This is a genomic window from Mesobacillus boroniphilus (assembly GCF_018424685.1).
Lineage (GTDB): Bacteria > Bacillota > Bacilli > Bacillales > Cytobacillaceae > Mesobacillus > Mesobacillus boroniphilus_A.
In genome coordinates, this window is the sequence record NZ_QTKX01000001.1 from 1,899,921 (window position 1) to 1,919,621 (window position 19,701).

The 19,701-nt window shown below is 42.1% G+C and carries 26 protein-coding genes; 5 read left to right on the forward strand and 21 right to left on the reverse strand.

The window, feature by feature from the left end; genetic code table 11:
- Positions 1-3 precede the first annotated feature (3 nt).
- The 3 genes from DYI25_RS09710 to DYI25_RS09720 are packed head-to-tail and all read right to left on the reverse strand — an operon-like array spanning position 4 to position 1,687.
- The gene (locus DYI25_RS09710; protein ID WP_213368267.1) at positions 4-189 is read right to left on the reverse strand and encodes a capping complex subunit for YIEGIA; all 186 of its coding nucleotides are present in this window, start codon (positions 187-189) and stop codon (positions 4-6) included.
- Positions 186-1,079, reverse strand: a complete 894-nt coding sequence (locus tag DYI25_RS09715; protein ID WP_213368269.1) for a YIEGIA family protein — start codon at positions 1,077-1,079, stop codon at positions 186-188. Before DYI25_RS09715 ends, DYI25_RS09710 begins: the two co-directional genes overlap by 4 nt.
- Positions 1,076-1,687: a YphA family membrane protein gene (locus DYI25_RS09720; RefSeq protein WP_213368270.1), complete on the reverse strand. Its 612-nt coding sequence runs from the start codon at positions 1,685-1,687 to the stop codon at positions 1,076-1,078. Before DYI25_RS09720 ends, DYI25_RS09715 begins: the two co-directional genes overlap by 4 nt.
- 215 nt (positions 1,688-1,902) lie before the next feature.
- Here DYI25_RS09720 and DYI25_RS09725 point away from each other — a divergent pair, with 215 nt between their 5' ends.
- Positions 1,903-2,046: a YpzI family protein gene (locus DYI25_RS09725; RefSeq protein ID WP_084135440.1), complete on the forward strand. Its 144-nt coding sequence runs from the start codon at positions 1,903-1,905 to the stop codon at positions 2,044-2,046.
- 125 nt (positions 2,047-2,171) lie between these two features.
- Here DYI25_RS09725 and fni read toward each other — a convergent pair whose 3' ends face one another.
- From fni to prsW, 9 genes are all read right to left on the reverse strand, one after another.
- The gene (gene fni / locus DYI25_RS09730; protein WP_213368271.1) at positions 2,172-3,230 is read right to left on the reverse strand and encodes a type 2 isopentenyl-diphosphate Delta-isomerase; all 1,059 of its coding nucleotides are present in this window, start codon (positions 3,228-3,230) and stop codon (positions 2,172-2,174) included.
- Positions 3,231-3,242: 12 nt separating this feature from the next.
- Positions 3,243-4,382 (reverse strand): 30S ribosomal protein S1, encoded by a 1,140-nt coding sequence (gene rpsA / locus DYI25_RS09735; RefSeq protein WP_213368272.1) that lies wholly within the window; start codon positions 4,380-4,382, stop codon positions 3,243-3,245.
- A gap of 154 nt (positions 4,383-4,536) precedes the next feature.
- A complete protein-coding gene (locus DYI25_RS09740) occupies positions 4,537-5,118 on the reverse strand; it encodes a lysophospholipid acyltransferase family protein (RefSeq protein WP_213369532.1) in 582 nt (193 codons plus the stop codon).
- Between the two features lie 2 nt (positions 5,119-5,120).
- Positions 5,121-5,795, reverse strand: a complete 675-nt coding sequence (gene cmk, locus DYI25_RS09745) for a (d)CMP kinase (RefSeq protein WP_213368273.1) — start codon at positions 5,793-5,795, stop codon at positions 5,121-5,123.
- A gap of 209 nt (positions 5,796-6,004) precedes the next feature.
- Positions 6,005-6,187, reverse strand: coding sequence for a YpfB family protein (locus DYI25_RS09750; RefSeq protein ID WP_213368275.1), 183 nt, complete (start codon positions 6,185-6,187; stop codon positions 6,005-6,007).
- A 65-nt stretch (positions 6,188-6,252) separates the two neighbouring features.
- Positions 6,253-6,912, reverse strand: a complete 660-nt coding sequence (locus tag DYI25_RS09755) for a flagellar brake protein (protein ID WP_213368277.1) — start codon at positions 6,910-6,912, stop codon at positions 6,253-6,255.
- Positions 6,913-7,184: 272 nt separating this feature from the next.
- Complete coding sequence (ypeB, locus tag DYI25_RS09760) at positions 7,185-8,534, reverse strand: germination protein YpeB (RefSeq protein ID WP_213368279.1); 1,350 nt, start codon at positions 8,532-8,534, stop codon at positions 7,185-7,187.
- Positions 8,535-8,546: 12 nt separating this feature from the next.
- Complete coding sequence (gene sleB, locus DYI25_RS09765) at positions 8,547-9,257, reverse strand: spore cortex-lytic enzyme (protein WP_425374511.1); 711 nt, start codon at positions 9,255-9,257, stop codon at positions 8,547-8,549.
- A gap of 165 nt (positions 9,258-9,422) precedes the next feature.
- Positions 9,423-10,094, reverse strand: a complete 672-nt coding sequence (gene prsW / locus DYI25_RS09770) for a glutamic-type intramembrane protease PrsW (protein ID WP_213368283.1) — start codon at positions 10,092-10,094, stop codon at positions 9,423-9,425.
- 103 nt (positions 10,095-10,197) lie between these two features.
- Between prsW and DYI25_RS09775 the strand changes: the two genes are divergently transcribed.
- On the forward strand, positions 10,198-11,169 hold the full coding sequence (locus tag DYI25_RS09775) for an asparaginase (protein ID WP_425374502.1): 972 nt from the start codon (positions 10,198-10,200) through the stop codon (positions 11,167-11,169).
- 83 nt (positions 11,170-11,252) lie between these two features.
- On the opposite strand, the gene DYI25_RS09780 is transcribed toward DYI25_RS09775, so the two are convergent.
- From DYI25_RS09780 to DYI25_RS09815, 8 genes are all read right to left on the reverse strand, one after another.
- Positions 11,253-11,414: a hypothetical protein gene (locus DYI25_RS09780; protein ID WP_213368287.1), complete on the reverse strand. Its 162-nt coding sequence runs from the start codon at positions 11,412-11,414 to the stop codon at positions 11,253-11,255.
- 6 nt (positions 11,415-11,420) lie between these two features.
- A complete protein-coding gene (locus DYI25_RS09785; RefSeq protein ID WP_213368289.1) occupies positions 11,421-12,386 on the reverse strand; it encodes a YpdA family putative bacillithiol disulfide reductase in 966 nt (321 codons plus the stop codon).
- Positions 12,387-12,501: 115 nt separating this feature from the next.
- Positions 12,502-13,779, reverse strand: a complete 1,278-nt coding sequence (locus DYI25_RS09790; RefSeq protein ID WP_213368291.1) for a Glu/Leu/Phe/Val family dehydrogenase — start codon at positions 13,777-13,779, stop codon at positions 12,502-12,504.
- Between the two features lie 351 nt (positions 13,780-14,130).
- Entirely contained in the window at positions 14,131-14,715 is a 585-nt protein-coding gene (locus tag DYI25_RS09795; RefSeq protein ID WP_213368293.1) for a genetic competence negative regulator, read from the reverse strand.
- Positions 14,716-14,780: 65 nt separating this feature from the next.
- On the reverse strand, positions 14,781-15,692 hold the full coding sequence (locus tag DYI25_RS09800) for a MerR family transcriptional regulator (RefSeq protein ID WP_213368295.1): 912 nt from the start codon (positions 15,690-15,692) through the stop codon (positions 14,781-14,783).
- 64 nt (positions 15,693-15,756) lie between these two features.
- Complete coding sequence (locus DYI25_RS09805) at positions 15,757-16,545, reverse strand: metallophosphoesterase (protein ID WP_213368297.1); 789 nt, start codon at positions 16,543-16,545, stop codon at positions 15,757-15,759.
- Positions 16,546-16,562: 17 nt separating this feature from the next.
- On the reverse strand, positions 16,563-16,955 hold the full coding sequence (locus DYI25_RS09810; protein WP_213368299.1) for a hypothetical protein: 393 nt from the start codon (positions 16,953-16,955) through the stop codon (positions 16,563-16,565).
- A gap of 60 nt (positions 16,956-17,015) precedes the next feature.
- Positions 17,016-17,648 carry a CBS domain-containing protein gene (locus DYI25_RS09815; protein ID WP_213368301.1) on the reverse strand — a complete coding sequence of 211 codons (633 nt, stop codon included), beginning with the start codon at positions 17,646-17,648 and terminating at the stop codon, positions 17,016-17,018.
- Between the two features lie 144 nt (positions 17,649-17,792).
- On the opposite strand from DYI25_RS09815, the gene DYI25_RS09820 reads away from it, so the two are divergent.
- The 3 genes from DYI25_RS09820 to DYI25_RS09830 are packed head-to-tail and all read left to right on the forward strand — an operon-like array spanning position 17,793 to position 18,876.
- Positions 17,793-18,023, forward strand: coding sequence for a spore coat associated protein CotJA (locus DYI25_RS09820; RefSeq protein ID WP_213368303.1), 231 nt, complete (start codon positions 17,793-17,795; stop codon positions 18,021-18,023).
- Positions 18,020-18,280: a spore coat protein CotJB gene (locus DYI25_RS09825; RefSeq protein WP_213368311.1), complete on the forward strand. Its 261-nt coding sequence runs from the start codon at positions 18,020-18,022 to the stop codon at positions 18,278-18,280. The genes DYI25_RS09820 and DYI25_RS09825 overlap by 4 nt, the downstream gene beginning before the upstream one ends.
- Before the next feature lie 26 nt (positions 18,281-18,306).
- Entirely contained in the window at positions 18,307-18,876 is a 570-nt protein-coding gene (locus DYI25_RS09830; protein ID WP_213368313.1) for a manganese catalase family protein, read from the forward strand.
- A 334-nt stretch (positions 18,877-19,210) separates the two neighbouring features.
- Here the strand turns inward: DYI25_RS09830 and DYI25_RS09835 are convergent, their stop codons facing one another.
- The gene (locus DYI25_RS09835) at positions 19,211-19,669 is read right to left on the reverse strand and encodes a YpbF family protein (protein ID WP_213368315.1); all 459 of its coding nucleotides are present in this window, start codon (positions 19,667-19,669) and stop codon (positions 19,211-19,213) included.
- Positions 19,670-19,701: the final 32 nt, after the last annotated feature.

Consider the following 19,701-nt stretch of genomic DNA (forward strand, 5'->3'; position numbering starts at 1 on the left):
TTGTCAGTGTTTTACGATAATATAAAGATCCTCCGTCAACGCATGGGCGATTCCATCCAGGATTGCTTCGAGGTTTGCTGCGACCTTCTCCATTTCTTCCTTTGAATCACAATGAAAAACGGCGGTTCCGGAAGGCATTTTTTTAGGGTTCGTTGTGATGGCAGCAAGGACGAATTTCTCAAGAATCATTGAGCCCCACTCCCTTCATTGCTCTTTTTTTCAGAGGGCATCCTAATCGCATTCTCCAGTGTTGGAACATCACCAATCACCGTAATTGCACGCTCGATATCCCGTTCCTGCGGCAGCACAAAAACTCCTACTCTGCCATCGTCAAGATCCCTCTTCGCCAACGGAACGAGTGCAGGCGTTCCTGAATCACGATAAACTCCCAGCGCGGTTGACAAATCATGCAGAACTGCTTGCCTCTGGCCAAGGTTGGCAATTGTAGACCGGGCATTCATGTTTTTAGGCTTTAAAATAAACCCCATTCCATAACGAATTACCTCTTTCTGCCTTTCAGGAAGACCTATGTTCATTATATAGATATTATCCACATACAGCCCGGCTCCTTCAAACCTGGGTTCCATATACTCGATTTCAACAATATCTCCCAGTTTCCCGCCAGACATCAGCTTATGGGAGATAATCACCGCAATGATCGCGGCGATGAGCCCAGCCCAAATGTTAAATATCAGGTATGCGAGTGTGCTGACAAGGGAGGTGAAAATCACCAGGTAATTACGGCTCTCAAAAGCAATCGCAATGCCCTCGATATATGTCTTTCCCCTGGAAACAAGTTCATAGCTATCGAGTTCGGTAAGAGTATTTCTCTCCATATTCCTGACTTCCCTGAATTGTGACGCAGCAAGGGTCAAGAAGGTGATCGCCGTGAACTCTTCCTCCATGATTGCAGGTCCTGCAACAGTGCCAAGTCCCGCTGCAATGAATCCGAGAGCAACATGAATGATTTTCCCATGCAAATATGTTGGATACTGACGATAATCGGTCCTTAGCATGAAAAGTCTCGATAACGTTCCTATTGCAATTCCGAATACGATTGGTAACGTGTATTCATTCATGAAGTCTTTTGTTCCTCCCCTTCAACTTGGTTTATTGTACTACCCGACATGACCGCAATCATCGTTTCAATAGCTGACCAGGCGAGAAGCAGTCCAAGAGATATGAACAAGATGTCCATAAAAGCCATGGATGCTGCCGGATAAGGAAAATTAAATTTCCACAGAATCGCAGAAAATAAAATATCCCCCTGCAAAAAGCCTGTAATTAAAGTCAAAATACGATCATGTCTATTTTTATGTAACAGGACTGCCAGATAAAATCCTACTGCACCAAGCATGATTTTACGATCGAATAATACCCATACCGGGTCGAATAATTCGAACATCAAAAAACTTGTGTAGGCAAGCATGATGATAAATGAAGATAAAAATAAATATAAAAATGAGCCTGTCTTTTTTCGCCTTGTTTCGAAAAAAATAAACAAAGCAATTGTAAAAGCTGATAGATGGAGCTCAAAAATAAGGACTTCAACTGTATATGGCGCAGCAAAAATGACGGCCAACAGCAAAATAGTCCATTTCAACCTTAACGGATTATCTTTATTCATGAAGAAAGTAGTCCAAACCCAACCTATCCAAGCCAGCCAATAAAAGTACAACCCTTCCATTCAGCCCCCTCCTATCATTTCCATTATGGTAATCTGATATGTAATTTAATCTTTTTTGCATAAAGTTTTTCACCTGTTCCATGTTAAGAAAAGCAGTATATTCATTACAGCTGAAAAATAGGTCAAAATTGAAGGACAATCGACAGGCAATAGACCCGATAATGCGGACTATTTCTTGTAAGGCTGTCAAATATAAATGATTAGGAGGTGTTTATATGGGCAAAGACAGACAGGAAAAGAAACTTAAAAAGAGCGGACGAGTGGAGTCTGACCGTGACCAGGCACTGCACTACCCAGGAGCTGCAAAAATGCAAAGTCCTGAAGAAGCTCGTTCCTTAAATGACGGCAAGTATAGTTAAAACCAGAACAACGGATAGTTTGTAAACTTGATGCATCTATCTCGTACAGGCTCGTCAACCGATCTGATTGTACCCACAGAAAGGCCCCCTGCAAAAGCAGGGGGCCTTTCTGTGTATGTTTTCATCTAAAATTTCCGCCTTCTTGCAAAGGTCTTCGTATCTATACCTCTTTGATCAAGCCAATGATGCGTATCTCCCGATATGACCAGAGGCACGCTTTTTAGCTCCTCAATTGTATGTACACCTACTGCTGTCATGATGACAGCAATTTCATTTTTCATCATCTGGATTTCCTGGATCAATTCTTCTGTTCCATTCTCCATTAAGGTCTTTAGCAAGTAACCAGCCATTGCAGCACCGTCGGCACCTGTTGCAAGTGCTTTGACAATATCCAAGCTAGACTGCATTCCACCTGAAGCTATAACGGAAAGTTCCTGAGACGCAGACTTGGTTTCAATTATTGAGGCAGCGGTCGGAATACCCCAATCCTCGAAAAACGTCAACAAACGATCTCTCCGCTTATTTTCTATTTCCGCAAAATTGGTACCGCCAAATCCTCCAACATCAACATAGCGGATTCCTGCAGAAACTAGCGCATCCGCAGTTTCGGCACTGATGCCAAATCCAACCTCTTTCACAATTACTGGAATTCCCACAATTTGTTGAATTTCAATAATCCTCTTTAACGCACCGGCAAAAGACCTGTCTCCCTCAGGCATTGTCAATTCCTGTACTACATTCAAATGAATTTGCAGGCCATCTGCCTGGATCATATCGATTGCTGCTTTCGCCTGCCCGGTTGTTGCCTCACTGCCCAAATTGGCAAGGATAATCCCTTCAGGGTTCATTTCCCTGACAACTTCATAACTTCTTCGTTCTGCAGGATCCTTAAGTGCAGCCATTTGCGATCCAACAGCAATCGCAGATCCGGTCTCCCGTGCCGCTATAGCCAATTCACGGTTGATTCGATAAGTTCTCTCACCGCCGCCGCCAGTCATTGCATTTATTAAAATTGGCGAACTTAAAGAAAGTTCGCCAATTTTAGTTTCCAATTTTACTGAATCAAGATTTGATCCAGGCAAGCTTTGGTTTACAAACTTAATATCGTCAAAACCGGTTAGCCGCTTCTGGCCTGTTTCGAGGGCATATTGAATATGGTCCCATTTACGTTTTGATCTTGACACTATTTATCACCATTACTGTTTTAGATTCTTTAATTTGTCCCCAATCATATCACCTAAGCTGAAACCTTTTGTTTCTTCAGGAAGTTCATAATCAAACGCCTCATTGCTTTCTCTTTCCTCGAACTCCTTCATGCTAAGTGAAAGTCTTTGGTCGCCCTTGTTTACGTCCAGCACCTTTACTTTTACAGTCTGCCCTTCTTGAAGGACTTCATGCGGTGTGCCGATATGCTTGTGAGAAATTTGGGAAATATGGACAAGCCCTTCAACTCCAGGGAATACTTCGACAAATGCACCATAAGAAACCAAACGTTTCACAGTGCCTTCCAGAGTGCTGCCCTTCGGAGCTTTCTCATCGATGTCTGCCCATGGTCCAGGCAGTGTTTCTTTGATTGAAAGTGATATACGTTCATTGTCACGATCAACGCTCAATACTTTAACTTGAACCTGCTGGCCTTCCTGAACAACATCAGATGGCTTTTCTACATGCTCATGGGAGAGCTGTGAAATATGGACTAGGCCATCAACTCCGCCAATATCCACGAACGCCCCAAAGTCTGTGATTCTTTGAACAGTACCTTCAATAACCTGGCCAGACTGGATAGCCGCAAGCAAGTCCTGCTTCTTCTTTCCTTGCTCTTCTTCCACAACTGCGCGATGTGAAAGAATCAGGCGATTCTTTTCCTGGTCAAGCTCTACGATTTTGAAGCTAAGTGTTTTTCCTTTGTAATCAGAGAAATCTTCTACAAAGTGAGATTCTACTAGAGATGCCGGAACAAAGCCCCTTACACCAAGGTCAACTACCAGACCGCCCTTTACGACATCTTTTACTTCCGCCTCGAAAACTTCTCCACTTTCAAACTTGCCTTTTAGTTCTTCCCAGGCTTTTTCAGCATCTACTTTTCTCTTTGAAAGAATCAAAGCTTCTTCCTCGACTTTTTGTACTTCGAGCTCCAGCTCATCACCGACGGATACTGCATCTTCAGCTTTTTCAACATGAAGGCTTGATAGTTCACTAATTGGGATGATGCCGTCAAGCTTGCTTCCCTCGATATCTACTAAAACTTGCTTTTCTTCCACTTTCGTTACCTGGCCTTTGACACGGTCGCCAGCCTCAAAGTTTTTTACCTCAATTTGGTTCATATCTTCTGACATATGTACTCCTCCTTAATCCATGACTGCTGCAAATATATGCTTTGTGGCAAAAAGCCACTTAAAAAACACAATAATTAGCCACTAAGTGAAAATTCTAAAAATATCTCTTCTTATTAACTTCTTATAAACAGACATTTTTGTCAAGCAAGAAACATTACTTATACTGGTTAATTAGGTCTTGGATTTCACTCATGATCAAGTCAGTTGTCTGTTCAGCATTTAATTTCTTTTCCTTGATTGATACCATATCGATAGGCTTTCCATATACCACCTTCAATTTCTTGAATGCTTTGTATGGACCGATGATTGCGCATGGAACGACATGGGCATCAGACCGGAGCGCAAAGAAGCCTGCTCCTGCAAGTCCCTTACCCATTTCACCTGTCTTGCTTCTTGTTCCCTCTGGAAACAATCCTAAAACCTTTCCATCCTTTAAAATTCCGAGGCCTTTTCTTAAAGCTTCCCTGTCGCTCATTCCTCTTTTGACAGGGAAAGCGTTTAGGTGAGGGACAATTTTCCCAAGTACAGGGACAGTGAAAAGCTCCTCCTTCGCCATGAAATGGACGGGGCGGGGTGCGGTGATCCCAACTACTGGGGGATCAAGATTGTCAATATGATTGGCACATAACAGCACGCCGCCCTCGGCAGGCATATTTTCTGCGCCAATCACCTCAATCCGATAAATTGGTTTTAATACTGTATTTACTAAAGACCTTGCAAACGAATAAACCGTCAATTTCATCCGATCCTTTCAAGCGCCAAACCCATGATTTTGTCTACCACATCTGTAATCGACAAAGATGTTGTATCAATTTCAATTGCATCATTAGCCTTTTTCAAAGGGGCTACTTCCCGCTCCGAATCAATTTTGTCACGTGCGGCAATCTCTTCTTTCAGCTTTTCCAGATCAGAAGGGAATCCTTTCTGGATATTCTCTGCATGTCGACGCTGTGCTCTTTCCTCAACACTTGCAAGTAAAAAGACCTTCACCTCGGCATTCGGCAGTACATGTGTGCCGATATCCCTTCCATCCATCACTACACCGCCATCAATGGCAAATTGCTGCTGGCGTTTGACCATCTCTTTCCTGACAAGTTCATGCACCGCTACATATGATACTTGGTTTGTAACTTCCGCACTTCTTATCTCATTGGTGACCTCGATACCGTCAAGCAAAACCTTTTGACCAAATTCTCCAGGCATAAGCTCGATTGAGGTATCGTTTAAGATCACCATCAACTCTGATTCGTTATCCAGGCTGGCTCCTTTGTTCAAAGCCTTGTATGTAAGTGCTCTGTACATCGCACCTGTATCGATGTAAATATATGTTAGTTTTTCAGCTACAATTTTGGCAACCGTACTTTTTCCTGCCGCTGCAGGACCGTCTATGGCAATTGAAATTCGTCTACTCATATTTCCTCCTGTTACACTCCTTGTTGTTACTTGATATACTCTTATATTTTAACACAAAAATCTTTTAATCCTCTCCAATCAATACTTTTTTTAAGGCACTTTTCTAAACTTTTCCTACACCCCCGCCACTAAAGGAATATTCGGGACTGGACATATAAAAAGCTCTATCGAATGCCGCAACATAAAAAGTAAGCAGGCTAAGCACCTGCTTACTCTTTGCTACTTATCGTATTCAGGACTTCTGAATGATTGTTGTCCGTTACACCCTCGTATTGAGTAATTTGTTTCAGTTCGGGAAAAGCATCAAATTCATGGAAAAATACTTGAGCAATGACCAAAAAAATAAATTGAATAATAGCGATCTTGATTAAGATTCTTTCAAATGTTTTCATCCTTAATGCTCCCTGTAAAAAACTTTTATTCTATTATTGGAGCATTTCCACTTATTTATTCCTTTTTAGACAGGTAGCCCTTTTCTCTTCATTTCAAGCTGCCTTTCGAAGCAGAACCTTAGGAGCATTTGCCTATCGGTGCCCGATGAGTCAAAAAATTGGACAGAAGCTTTGTTCATATGGCCTTGACCATCGATAATCCGGACAACCTTACCGCGGAACTTCCTGTATTCAAATTCTCCATTTTGCATCGGAAGGGCAAACCAGCATTCAATCTCCATATCCTGTTTCAAACTGCTGTTTTTATCAATCAGCAATGCAGCCCCTCCTGCACTGATGTCATCGGTGACTGTTGTAAATGGAGCAAAATCTCCCTTACCAGAGTAAACAGCAACATCCACCGAAGTTTCCACCCGGACGAATTGTCTTCTCTGGACCTTGATAAGACGCTCCTTTCCAGGATATGAAAGAATCACCATTGGGATGTTAAGCTTGATTCTTCCTTTAACTTCCGTGTCAAAAAAATAATGAGAACCTGAATCGGTTACAAAATTGGCCTTCAACGGTGTACCCTCTAACAAGAACACTGTTCGGTTAGTATTCATGTTTATAGGATAATCAATATACAGATCATTTCCTTTACGTTCAACCAGTTTACATTTGTATTGCTCAAAGCTGTCGGAATACTTATGCTCTAGGATTATGTTATCACCGATTTTTATCATACCTAATCCACTTCCCCACTTCTGTCTATGCTGTTTTACTATTTATTTGATTGGTGAAATATCCTCTTAATAATCTCTTCTTATTATGACATGCAGGGTTAAGCTGGTGCAATAGTCCTTTAATGGATTATTTTTACAACCCACTTTTCATAAACTTTGTTACTTTCTCAACAATTATCGCAAACCATGTTCAAAAGTATCCTCGAAAAGAGCCATTGACCTAGGTGTTTCAACCGTGAAAAAAAAAAACAGGGAAAGCACTTGGCTTTCCCTTAAACTACATCCTCATATACCGGTTCAGCATTATGAAGTTTTTCTACTTTTTCTTCTGTACCGTCTTCTGCATTAATATAAATCCTGAATGTGTCATTGCCAAGAGTTCCAGTGAATTCATAGCATAACACCTCTTCATTAAGGTCGTTCAGGATAATTGCTTTTTTCTCATCCATTACTTTGAGGTTTGGATTGATCTTCTTTTTTGCTTCTTCCATTTCAATGCCTGCCTGTGGAATTTCCCTTGCTTTATGTGATTTCAAATAATCCTCAGCTGAAAAGCCAATAACATCACCATTATCCAATGCCACCTTCATATTGATCGCATCTGGATAAATCCTTACGTTGTCCTGTGTCGCTACAAATGTAAAAACACCTATGTTATCATATTGAGCGCTTTCGAAAAGATCCAGGCTTTTGAAATTATGATCTTTTAAAAAGGCGATTGCCTTATTAGAAGCATCATTGAGACTAAGTTTTTGATTCTTCACATCCCGATCAAGCAAGAACCAGATTGGATACCCACCTTTTTTGGTTATATCCATATTCGCTTCTAGCTTTGTTTGTGTATTTTGGATGGATACACTGAAGAACCCATAATCCGATCCTTTGCCGTTTTCGGTTACTTTTACTTTACCGCCATTTTTGACTGGGGTATATTTCCTGGTAATCTTGACCGCTTGTTCCTTTGATATTTTTTCGCCCGGCAGCTTTTTAAAGTTTTCGTCTTTTTTCTGAAGATTAATCTGTGCTGGTCCGAAATCAGTTTCCGTATACCCTTCTACTGTTTTTTCGACAGTCTTGAACCCATCAATGATGGTATTGTCAGTTTGACCTTTTTCTGTCGCAAGGGCGAGCTCTACATCCATCCAGCGAAGATTGTTTTCTAGTACCATATGCTGGACTTCCCTTAAATCCTGTTGAATTTCACCGGATTGCTCATATAGGGTCTTTAGCGTCGCATATTCCTTTTCCGTTAATGGTTCTTTATCAAGGTCACGAACCGCTGCTTTATAACTGAAATTCCCTATATTCGCCAAGAACTCTTCCGTCTTATTGAAAGGCAAAAGAGTCAATGGTAGCTGGCCGACATCATTATGAGCCTGTGAAGTGATTTTCCATACCTCCGCCAGCTGTGGCGACAATGAGCCTCTCGAATTCATCGCAAGCGTCGTACCAATCTTATCGTTCAATAAGTCCATTTGATATGTCAGGTCATGAAAGGCTCTTTGGTAATTGTTTTCTGCATTAATAAGTACTGCTGTTTTTTCCCTATGCTCCTGATAACCCCAGAATGCTGTTCCGGCAATTCCTACAACCAGGACTGCTATGGCTATTCCTCTTAGCAATTCAACTCACCCCTATTTACAAAAAATATGTTTCCCAATCTTTTTGATTTGCGGTCGCGACCAAATCCACGCGCTGGTTGCCGTATCGGGATTGAAGTAGTATAAAGCATTGCCAGTAGGATCCCAGCCATTGATGGCATCAAGGACAGCTTTTTTCGCAGTCTCATTTGGCGTTAGCCAAATTTGTCCATCAGCAACTGCTGTAAAAGCCCTCGGTTCGAATATTACCCCGGATATTGTATTCGGGAATGTGGCACTGTCCAATCGGTTTAGGATTACCGCCGCAACTGCTACCTGTCCGGTATACGGTTCACCTCTTGCTTCTCCATAGACCGCATTCGCCATCAGCTGAATATCGTTCTGGGAGAACCCATTCGGCGTATTTGTTGCTGCTGGTTTTGGTGCAGGCTTGGTTTGGCCGCCACCACCTGCTGCCTCACCACCCCAGGCAATTTTTGCATTTGGCGTAGCTTTAGCAAGCTTGAGTTTCGTTTTCCATCCAGCAACCCCATCAATTTCAAGACCGAATTCATATTGGAAATTTCTCAGAGCCCAATAGGTACCCCAACCGAATACCCCGTCGATCTTGCCATTATAAAATCCAATATGCTTAAGACGTGATTGGAGTTCGATAACATCGTCTCCTACCGCACCCTGCTGCAGCACCTGACTAGTAAAAGCCTCAGCCCTTTGATCAACTTCGCTAAATTGTAAAAAAGACATGATCAAAGCCAGCGCGGCCATCACCTTTAAGATAGACCGATAATTCTTCATTGAATGCAACCCCCAAAGATGTGAACTTAAAAGATTACTCCTATTTTTTGTTAAGAGATGACTTTTATTCCACAAAACAAAAAAACCCTCCATTTTTATTAAATGAAGAGTTTTTCAGATAGGATATTGTTTTTCAATGTGCTGCAGAGTCAACACTCTCGCTTTTTTAACTTTTCTCAGCCCCAGCCACCAAAGGAAAATCATGAACGGAACCATCAGCACGAGCCAGTCTTCCCTGGTCATCAGGATGTAATCATATACCCCGTGAAGCAGGACAGGCACCGTTAATGAAAGCGTGATCCACTTCTTTTGCACTCCCGGGGAAAACTTTGCCTTTCCTATATAGTAACCCATTATGACTCCAAAGAGCGCATGGCTGGAAACTGGCAGCAGCGCCCTCCCAAGTGCGTCCTGGAGGCCATTGGCAAGCAGATAAAAAATATTTTCAGCTGATGCGAAGCCCAGTGATACAGACACACTGTAGATGATTCCATCATAAGGTTCATCGAAGGCAATATGCTGAAAAATCGTGTAATAAAGGATAAACCATTTAAAAAATTCTTCTAAGAGGCCAACCGTCCCGAATGCTTTAGTAAAGTCGCCCTGGAACAATCCCTCGACAGAGAGTACATATTGAATGAACATAAGCGGAAATACAAGCAATGCACCGAATATAAACATTTTAAACACTAAAGATAGCGGCTCTGACTCGTATTGATCCTTTAAGTAAAAATAACTTAACAGTGCCAGACCCGGAGCTACCCCGGCTGTAACTATTCCCAGCATGCGCTGTCCTCTTTTCAATTTGTTTTTTTAATCGTATCATGTAATTAGAAGAAAGAAAATGGATTATTATTCTTTCTCATCGGTCTTTTCGGAGGTAATAGTTTTGAAGAAGAATATTTTATTAATTCATACTGGCGGTACCATTTCCATGAGCGAGGATACAAGCGGAGCAGTTAAACCAGGGACGAATAACCCTTTGACACAGGGAACTGATATTTTATCCAGTCTTGCTGATCTTGTTGTTGAAGAGCCCTTCAACCTGCCCTCTCCACATATTACACCTAGAGAGATGCTGGAGTTAAAATACATCCTTGAGGATTATGCTAAAAAGGGCAACATCGATGGAGCAGTAATCACCCACGGAACAGATACACTCGAAGAAACAGCATATTTTCTTGACCTCACCTGCCAGGCCAGCTTCCCGGTCGTCGTTACTGGCGCCATGCGGTCCAGCAATGAAATTGGCTCTGACGGACTCTATAATTTAATTTCGTCCATAAGGGTAGCTTCTAGTCCTGATGCTAAGGGAAAGGGTGTCCTTGTTGTCCTTAATGACGAGATCCATACGGCAGTGAACGTCACCAAAACTCATACAAGCAATATCTCAACCTTTCAAAGCCCGCAATATGGTCCGATTGGCATTGTGACAAAAAGGGGGGTTCTTTTCCACCACACTCCTACAAAACATGAAAACTATCCTTTGCAGGACATCAGCAAGAGAGTCTCACTGATTAAAGCCCACGCAGGAATGGACTCATCCCTTCTCAAAGCAGTCCTAGGCTTAAAAGTGGATGGAGTGGTGATTGAAGCACTTGGACAAGGCAATCTTCCACCGGCAGCACTTGAGGGAGTACAAGAATTCATCAAAAACAATATTCCGGTCGTCATTGTTTCCAGAAGCTTTGCCGGCATTGTCCAGGATGTTTACGGCTATGAAGGCGGAGGCAAGCACCTGAAGGAATTGGGCGTCATCTTCTCAAACGGCCTCAACGGCCAGAAAGCGAGAATCAAACTGCTTGTCGCCCTTGCTAAGACTGAAAAGATGGCTGAAATAGAAGAAATGTTCATGTTTTAGAATGAAGCAGCCAGGATAATATATGAAAAAGTGGTGACCTGAATGCAATCAGACACCACTTTTTTTATTTTTTTGCTAAAACTTTATTGGTTATGATTTCCATAGTGATTGGTGAACAAAATATCCAGTTTCCGGATAAATAGTGCACCAATGATGCTGATTGCTTCTACCACTTCGTACAATAGTAACCTAGCCCTTTTACCCCCAAACAAATAAAAAGGCGGGATTCCCCCGCCTTTATCCATCCATGCCTATTCTCTAATCGATATAGCATCTGCAATTTGTCCGCCATGGAAACGTCCATTTTCGATGAATATTTCGTTTGCATTGTTCCCGGCCGCAATGACTCCTGCAATAAATATCCCTGGTACATTCGTTTCCATTGTCTCAGGGTTAAAATATGGCCGCCCTGTTTCTGCCTCGATCATCACACCCATCTTTTTAAGGAAGTCGTGGTCCGGCCGGTATCCAGTCATCGCGAATACATGATTATTTTTTAATTTCACCGTTTCCCCTTTATGTTCATAAATAATGGATTCTACTGTGATTTCTTTGACTTCTGCACTGAATACCATATTTACAGCACCTGATCTTACAAGTGCCTCGAATTCTGGCAGTACCCATGGTTTGATGCTTGGTGAATATTCTGCTCCACGGTAAAGGACTGTCACTCTCGCACCCGCCTTCTCTAACTCTATCGCAGCATCCACGCTTGAGTTTTTACCACCAATGACCGCGACATCCATATCAAAGAAAGGATGAGCCTCCTTGAAATAGTGTGATACCTTTTTAAGCTCTTCGCCCGGGATTCCCATGAAGTTGGGATTATCATAATACCCCGTGGCGATGACGATATTTTCCGAGGTGTATCCCCCTTTATCTGTTGTAACCTCGAAAACGGATTCGCTTCTTTTTACTATTTCAATGACCCTCTCATATTTATTGATTCTCAGCTTTTCCCGCTTGACGACTTCCCGATAATAAACCAGCGCCTGATTTCGCTTTGGTTTAAGGTTCTCGGTGATAAAGGGTACGTCGCCAATAGCAAGCTTTTCACTGCTGCTGAAGAAAGTCTGGTGCGTTGGATAATTATAAATTGCATTCACAATATTTCCTTTTTCGATAATTAGAGGATTCTTCCCTTTTTTCTTTAAGGCAATCGCGGCAGCAAGACCGCAGGGACCGCCCCCGACAATAATGACATCTTCCTTTTTCATGTAGCAATTTCACTCCTTATGGATGTATATAAACCGTATCGGAATATAAAAAATCTCCTATCATTAAATGATAGGAGATTTCATCTTAAGATTCAATGAAGAACCCTTTCTAAGGTTAAATCCAGCCTCTGAATCTGCTGGCTTCTGCCATCTTTCTAACGCCAACCATATATGCTGCCAAACGCATGTCAACTCTGCGAGTCTGCGCAGTGTCATAGATGCTGTCAAAAGATTTCACCATAACCTTTTCAAGCTTGTCTTCAACTTCTTCTTCCGTCCAATAGTACCCCTGATTGTTTTGTACCCATTCAAAGTAAGAAACGGTTACTCCACCAGCGGAGGCAAGAACGTCCGGCACAAGCAGGATGCCACGCTCTGTCAGGATTTCTGTTGCTTCCAAAGTCGTTGGCCCATTTGCAGCCTCAACGACGATGCTAGCCCTGATATTACGGGCATTTTCTTCGGTAATCTGATTTTCTATCGCAGCTGGAACAAGGATGTCACAATCAAGTTCCAACAATTCTTTATTGGTAAGTGTATTATTGAATAGTTTGGTTACTGTACCAAAACTATCACGACGGTCAAGCAAGTAATCGACATCAAGTCCTTCTGGGTCATGCAGCGCCCCGTATGCATCTGAAATACCGATGATCTTCGCACCAGCATCATGCATGAACTTGGCTAAGTAGCTTCCGGCATTTCCAAATCCCTGGACAACCACTCTTGCGCCTTCAAGCTCGATTCCCTTTTTCTTTGCAGCTTCGCGGATACAAATTGTAACCCCTTTTGCTGTTGCTGATTCACGACCATGTGAACCACCGAGTACCAGCGGCTTGCCTGTAATGAATCCTGGAGAGTTAAATTCATCTATACGGCTATATTCATCCATCATCCAAGCCATAATCTGAGAGTTCGTGAAAACATCAGGTGCCGGGATGTCTTTTGTTGGTCCTACAATCTGGCTGATTGCACGGACATACCCTCGGCTCAATCTTTCCAATTCCCTGAACGACATATCACGAGGATCACAAACGATCCCGCCTTTACCTCCACCGTACGGCAGGTCGACGATGCCACATTTCAAGCTCATCCAGATTGATAAGGCTTTTACTTCTTTCTCCGTTACGTTTGGATGGAAACGTATTCCTCCCTTTGTTGGACCCACTGCATCATTGTGCTGCGCCCGGTAGCCAGTAAAGACTTTAACAGATCCGTCATCCATTCTGACAGGTATTTTCACTGTCATCATCCTGAGCGGCTCCTTTAAAAGCTCAAAAACCTCATCTGGGTATCCGAGTTTTTCCAAAGCCTTGTGAATAACAGTTTGTGTAGATCGTAAGACGTCATGTTTGTCTTCTTTATTTGGATTTTCATTACCGTTTGCGGCTACCATTGATAAACCTCCTAAATCACTTTTGCGGATGTTGTCTGCTTTCATGGATTAGTATACACCTTTGGTTATTTTATGCAAGAAGAAAAAAACAGTTTTCCGCATTTTTTGATTATTAAATGAAAACGCTACCATTCAAGTCCTTATTATTATTGAGTTGATAATAAATTGACTGAATAATAAGACATTCCTTGGTAACAAAACTGTATTTTAAGAGTTAGATTTGAAAAAACTCCAAAAAAATTCTCTAGTAATTCCCCTTCGGCAATCAGGCATATTTTTCACCAAAAAACTTAATCCCACAAGCACCTTTACAACACAATATCTTCCAATAAAAAAGCCGAAGGCCATCCATTATTTCATAAAATAATGGACAAGGCTTTCGACTGCACGTTCTTCCATAATCTCGTTCCCATACTCGAGCAGTCTGTGGATGCTCAATATTGATGGAACTCCGTATTCTGCCATTAAAGACACTGTCTTATTGGTCTCATCAGGCATTATTCCATTCATAAGCAAATAATAATGGTCATTCATGAAATGCAGGCTGCCTCCGTCAATCCCAGCGTCCAAGAGTCTTTTCGCCAGATGGATCACGTCATCGATATTTTCGAATTCAAACAAAATGTCTTCGCTTCCATCGACCGTGACCTGCATTTCTATAATCCCATCATCAAACTGTTCCTCATCTTCATCCTGTTCGATCATTGTGACGATCATGACCATCCCCTGGGCATGCAATGAAAATATTTCCACTGCTACTGAACCGATAATCTCCAAATCGAATTCCTCGCTGGCCTCCTCGAGCATATCATGAAAAAGCTGGTGCCACTTCAATGAATCCTTCCATATATCCTCTTTGGTCAATCCCCGGTCGGATAAGTCATCTATCGTAAGGAATATCTTAATTTTATTGTTGGTTAATCGTTCTAAGCGCATATTCATGCCCCCTGCCATCGACAAAGCTCTTATTGTAGTTTATGAAAATATCGCAGGTTGGTGAGTTATTTAAATTGATCGATGCGCTTTTTCAACCATTTTTCCCATTCCGCCCTTGTCATGCCTACAATGTGTTCCTGATATTCTTTTTGCTGCTCTAACGGCATGGAATCAATCGCTATTCCACCGAGCCCAACAATAAGATTTGGATAGATTTTATTAACCTCCTCGGCAAGTTTCAAGGTTGCCTCTCTATTTTCATCAAGAGTGCAGGATAAAAAGAGAAACTTGGGTTTCACTTTTTCCACCACTACTTCAAGATCATTCTCAGCAAGGCTTGTGCCAAGGAAGACAACCTCAAACCCTTTCCGTCTAAGGTACATCGTATAGATTAACAACCCTAGTTCATGTCTCTCTCCAGGCCCGCAAACTGCAATGGACTTTGGCAGGAAGGAATTGTGCGGAAATGAATTTGATAATCCTTCAATTCTCGAACGTATAAATGACGAAGCAAAATGCTCATGTGCAGTCGTTATACTTCCCTCTTCCCATAAATCGCCCACCTTAATCAAAATTGGGCCTAATAAATCAATAACTGTTTTGTCAATTGTGAATAGACTAAAGGCCTGGTTGATCAATTCATGAGCATTGGAACTATTGAACTCCAGAAGTGCAGTCAACAGCTTGTCTCCAATCTCATCAAGTCTGTCCCTTTTTGGCATTTCAGGATTTCCATTGGATAAAGCTGAGTTTTCAAGTAAAGACACAGCCTGGCTGATCGTAAAGCCTTGATTAATTTTTGAAATCAGCCACCGTAATATTTCTATATGTTCTTCGGTATACAATCGATGACCGGATTCATTTCTGACAGGGGCAATCATCTGATATCTTCTTTCCCAGGCCCTAAGGGTCCCAGGCTGGATACCAAGCATTTTGGATACTGCCTTAATATTATATTTTCCTGCGCCATTCCCCATCCTAAAACCTCCGTTATTACCTGTACTACCGATTATATCTGTGTTGCTGCATACGTGTAAAACTTCAATCTGCTTGCCTGGAATCCGCAACCAATGTAATTAGATGCGTCTCAGCCCTGGCTCCCAGTCTGAGAGGCACCCCTGTAGTTCCATATCCATTACTGGTCAGCAGCGTTGTACCATTCTTCTTTTTAATCCCGCCTAATTCATAAGGACCGCACCCGAATATCCTGATCTGTCCCCCATGTGTATGCCCACTTAAAACAAGGCTGATATTATCATCCGGCTTGAGGCTGTTGATGATGGCGGGGTTATGGCTGACAAGGATACGGAAGCCTTTTTCGTCTGCATCAAGCATTGCCAGGTCAAGCCTGCTTTTACCAAGACTTAAGTCATCTATACCTAAAACATGCAACACGTCCCCAGCTCCCGATTCAAATTTCACTGCTGTATTGTCTAGTACTTTAACACCTAAGTGGTAAAGGAGGGAGTCCAGTTCATGGAAGTTGAATTCATAATCATTGTTTCCCCAGACGAAAAAAACAGGGGCGATTGTTTTTAATTTTTCTATATTGGCAGAAACCCTCTCGAGTGGAACACCTTTTTCAGCAAGGTCACCGCCGATAATGACGAGATCTGTCTTCCCCTTCACTTCGTTGATAATAGAGTCAGCAACAATCCGCTTATGGACGTCTGAAATAAAGAAGATTCTGACAGACCCAAAACTCTTGGGGAAATCTTTCAAGCTAATTTCCTGCTTTAATACTCTGTCTGTAAAAGCCTGACGGTACATATATATTAGAAGGAAGCCGCCAATCAGCAGCATCCCCATTATAAAATAGACAATCTCCATCTCTGCCTCCCGTAATACTAAATCTGGTCTTCACACTCGTCCTCAGTTGAGCTAAATGACATCATACCATAAAGCAAACAGAAAACGAAAAAAATTGCTGTCTGCCAGACTCCGAGAGCAAGCAGTAAAAAAAAGCACCCTAGACAGGCTATTGCTAACATTAAATCCAAAGCCGACCATTCTATTCCTTTTAATATACTTATTACTGCAATAGCACCTCCCCGGATCAAGCCTCCCATTGAATACATGCCAAATACAAGTGCAATTGTCATTGCAAGGAATTCAAAAGGATTAAAGATGAACTCACCCAGGAACTCATCTGAGTGAAAAGGAATGACAACCGTCATCCAATTTACCACAAGGTAACCACAAAACAGCCCAATGACCAGCCTGAAAACTTTCCAAAGCATACAAAAACCTCCCATACACAGTGTATGAAAGGCCCTTGTCTTTATTTCCCTATGGAAAAATCAAACATCATGGATATCAAGAATTCGGAATCCTGATTGCTCCAGCTTCTTAATAAACTTATCGATATTGTCTTTCTTTTCAATTTTCATGACAATCCTGCGAACTAGTTTGTCTGTCTCGTCAAACGTAACCAATGAGATGATATGCTCATGGAACTGGTGAGCAATATCAGCCAGCCTTGCGATTCTGCCCTCGGTTTCCACCGAAGTAAACGCAATCCTTACACCCTCCCTATGGACACCGAATGCGCTCTGGAACTGATCGAGAGCATCAGATCGGGTAACGATTCCCTGGAACTTGCCATTCTCATCAATTACAGCCATTAAAGGTATATCTTTCAGTTTCACTAAAGTATTCTCAAAAATCTCAATGCCATGCAGGATTTGATCCTGTAAGCACAAAACATCCTTCGCTAATTTATTTTGGAGGAATTCATCTTTTTGGCCACCTGTATTAAAGTACTCCTGAAAAATTCCATATCTTGTGACTACACCAGCATACTTGTCACCATCCAATACAGGAACACCATCAATTTCATTTGAATCCAACTTTTCCAATACACTTTGCAATGTTTCTTCTTGCTGCGCTGTTACACACTTGTACTTCGGTATCATGATACTTTTAACAAACATTCCACTCACCTCTAATTTAAAGTACTGCCATAGGTTATATATTTCTGCATATTTTTAAAAATCCCTGCTTGAGCAGATAAATTTAACATGAATTAAAATTTTCCTCATAAAATGAAATGAAGTTTATGTAGAGGAGGGCTTAGTTTGTCAACATATAGAAGAGTATGGTACCCGTACGCCAGTCCCTTCGACCCTTGTCCGCCTATTAAGGCAAAAACGTATTCCACACCGCCAAATTTATTCCTGGGCTTCCAACCGCCCAATCTTGAACAATTCACACCAATGCAAGCATTAAGAACCGGGACACTGTGGAAGGTTTTTTATGATCCTTGGTATTCTCCATACGAAGCTCCAAGGGAGGATGATCACTCATGAAACAATTGCCAAAGGAATTTTATGCAGCCATGGAAGAACTCCAAGCAGTAGATTTTGTTCTCGTGGACCTTACTCTTTACTTAGACACCCATCCAGAGGATTACGATGCCATTAACCAGTTTAATCAGTTCGCCAAAGAAAGGCGCCGGCTAAAGAAAGTCGTTGAAAGCATGTATGGACCTCTCCAGCAATATGGCAACAGTTATTCAGGTTATCCCTGGAACTGGGATGACAGTCCTTGGCCTTGGCAGATTTAAAATCCAATTAGGAGGGGGTAAGGAAAATGTGGCTTTATGAAAAAAAATTGCAATATCCCGTAAAAGTTAGCACCTGTAACCCCACGCTCGCTAAATTCCTGGTGGAGCAATATGGCGGAGCTGATGGAGAGCTAGCTGCAGCACTGCGATACTTAAACCAGCGCTATACGATTCCAGATAAGGTAATCGGGTTATTGACTGACATCGGTACGGAAGAATTCGCCCATTTAGAAATGATTGCCGCTATGATTTACAAATTGACTAAGGATGCCACACCTGAACAAATGAAGCAGGCAGGACTTGACGCGCACTATGCGAATCATGATAGTGCCCTTTTCTATCATAATGCCGCTGGTGTACCATGGACTGCATCCTACATCGCTGCTAAAGGTGACCCGATAGCAGATTTATATGAAGATATCGCAGCCGAAGAAAAGGCTAGGGCGACATATCAGTGGATTATCAATATGAGTGATGACCCTGATTTGAATGATAGCTTAAGATTTTTACGGGAACGGGAAATTATCCATTCACAGCGCTTCCGCGAGGCAGTGGAAATCATCAAGGATGATCAAGGTAAAAAGAAGATTTTCTAATAAGAAATGCGCTAGCACCTTGGTCAGCCCCGACAAGCATTGCACGCCTAAAAACGCACGTCCTCCCAAAAGCTACCGCTTTCGGTCGTGCGATGAATCGCTTCGAAGCCTTTCTTGTCCTGTGGCTGGCGGGTCTAGCACATCGTGTGCCTCAGAGAGCCGACCAGTAAAGTCGCTCTTTGACTTCATTAGCAGGACCGAAGCGTCTCGAGGAGTTAGGAGCCGCAACTAGACAAGCGTCTCGATGGGCTTGGCGCTGGAGCTAGACACTTCTCGAAGTAGAAGATTATACTTTCTTATCTTTTAAAGGAAGAAGCATCCGCTTTGGATGCTTCTATTTATTTTCATGAAACAGATTGATATCAAACTTTTTCTTCATCATCTCAAACACAATATGGCGGTTCTTCCATTCCTCTTCTTTTTTCCATAAATCCTTACTTCGGTCTACTATTTCACAACGAAGCGCCTGGTATTCTTTCTCTGCCTTTTCACGCTTCTCCTTAAACAGGATCATCAACCCATAGGTCCCTACCGTCAATATAAGGAAATATAAATTCGCAGAATTTTGGACATACACTGAAAAAATCTCAGCGAAAGAATAAGAATACGGTTTCAACACCGTTATATAGAGATAGTAGAAATAGATGGAGATTAACCCGATCGTCACCCATACTGATAAAAGATGCCGCGATTTAAACCGGTCAAACTTTTTCTTTCGATCAATCAAATTCTGCAACATCCTTTTAGTTGCAGGATCCGTACGGTCATCCAGATTCACGATTTCCTGTTCCATGACAAGCCCTCCCCTTTTTATATGGCTCTTTT

Excerpts from the sequence above, each read along its gene's own strand:
- DYI25_RS09710 (WP_213368267.1), bottom strand. The coding sequence starts at position 189 with ATGATTCTTGAGAAATTCGTCCTTGCTGCCATCACAACGAACCCTAAA.
- DYI25_RS09715 (WP_213368269.1), bottom strand. The coding sequence starts at position 1,079 with ATGAATGAATACACGTTACCAATCGTATTCGGAATTGCAATAGGAACG.
- DYI25_RS09720 (WP_213368270.1), bottom strand. The coding sequence starts at position 1,687 with ATGGAAGGGTTGTACTTTTATTGGCTGGCTTGGATAGGTTGGGTTTGG.
- DYI25_RS09725 (WP_084135440.1), top strand. The coding sequence starts at position 1,903 with ATGGGCAAAGACAGACAGGAAAAGAAACTTAAAAAGAGCGGACGAGTG.
- rpsA (WP_213368272.1), bottom strand. The coding sequence starts at position 4,382 with ATGTCAGAAGATATGAACCAAATTGAGGTAAAAAACTTTGAGGCTGGC.
- cmk (WP_213368273.1), bottom strand. The coding sequence starts at position 5,795 with ATGAGTAGACGAATTTCAATTGCCATAGACGGTCCTGCAGCGGCAGGA.
- DYI25_RS09750 (WP_213368275.1), bottom strand. The coding sequence starts at position 6,187 with ATGAAAACATTTGAAAGAATCTTAATCAAGATCGCTATTATTCAATTT.
- DYI25_RS09755 (WP_213368277.1), bottom strand. The coding sequence starts at position 6,912 with ATGATAAAAATCGGTGATAACATAATCCTAGAGCATAAGTATTCCGAC.
- sleB (WP_425374511.1), bottom strand. The coding sequence starts at position 9,257 with ATGTCTTTTTTACAATTTAGCGAAGTTGATCAAAGGGCTGAGGCTTTT.
- prsW (WP_213368283.1), bottom strand. The coding sequence starts at position 10,094 with ATGCTGGGAATAGTTACAGCCGGGGTAGCTCCGGGTCTGGCACTGTTA.
- DYI25_RS09780 (WP_213368287.1), bottom strand. The coding sequence starts at position 11,414 with ATGGATAAAGGCGGGGGAATCCCGCCTTTTTATTTGTTTGGGGGTAAA.
- DYI25_RS09785 (WP_213368289.1), bottom strand. The coding sequence starts at position 12,386 with ATGAAAAAGGAAGATGTCATTATTGTCGGGGGCGGTCCCTGCGGTCTT.
- DYI25_RS09790 (WP_213368291.1), bottom strand. The coding sequence starts at position 13,779 with ATGGTAGCCGCAAACGGTAATGAAAATCCAAATAAAGAAGACAAACAT.
- DYI25_RS09795 (WP_213368293.1), bottom strand. The coding sequence starts at position 14,715 with ATGCGCTTAGAACGATTAACCAACAATAAAATTAAGATATTCCTTACG.
- DYI25_RS09800 (WP_213368295.1), bottom strand. The coding sequence starts at position 15,692 with ATGGGGAATGGCGCAGGAAAATATAATATTAAGGCAGTATCCAAAATG.
- DYI25_RS09805 (WP_213368297.1), bottom strand. The coding sequence starts at position 16,545 with ATGGAGATTGTCTATTTTATAATGGGGATGCTGCTGATTGGCGGCTTC.
- DYI25_RS09810 (WP_213368299.1), bottom strand. The coding sequence starts at position 16,955 with ATGCTTTGGAAAGTTTTCAGGCTGGTCATTGGGCTGTTTTGTGGTTAC.
- DYI25_RS09815 (WP_213368301.1), bottom strand. The coding sequence starts at position 17,648 with ATGTTTGTTAAAAGTATCATGATACCGAAGTACAAGTGTGTAACAGCG.
- DYI25_RS09825 (WP_213368311.1), top strand. The coding sequence starts at position 18,020 with ATGAAACAATTGCCAAAGGAATTTTATGCAGCCATGGAAGAACTCCAA.
- DYI25_RS09830 (WP_213368313.1), top strand. The coding sequence starts at position 18,307 with ATGTGGCTTTATGAAAAAAAATTGCAATATCCCGTAAAAGTTAGCACC.
- DYI25_RS09835 (WP_213368315.1), bottom strand. The coding sequence starts at position 19,669 with ATGGAACAGGAAATCGTGAATCTGGATGACCGTACGGATCCTGCAACT.